Raw genomic sequence first — 248 nt, forward strand, 5'->3', positions numbered from 1 at the left:
GTTTATTGCGCGGCGACCGGCTGATTAGCCACATCCGCCAGCTGATTCCCAACGTCCTCATCGATGGGTGCGATAAGCCATTTGGCGTCGTCGCGACCAATCTCAGTACCGGACGAGAAGTGTGGTTGACCGAAGGCGGTTTGCATCAAGCTGTGCGTGCGTCCTGTAGTATGCCAGGGTTATTGCCACCCATTGCTTACAATGGATACTGGTTGGTGGATGGCGCGGTGGTGAATCCCGTGCCGATC

The 248-nt window shown here is 56.5% G+C and carries 1 protein-coding gene; it reads left to right on the forward strand.

From position 1 onward, the window contains the following. Positions 1-248 (forward strand): patatin-like phospholipase family protein (locus KVT28_RS25940; protein WP_217551138.1); only part of this gene is annotated, 248 nt, incomplete at both ends.

The organism is Pantoea sp. GbtcB22 (assembly GCF_019091025.1).
Classification (GTDB): domain Bacteria; phylum Pseudomonadota; class Gammaproteobacteria; order Enterobacterales; family Enterobacteriaceae; genus Pantoea; species Pantoea leporis.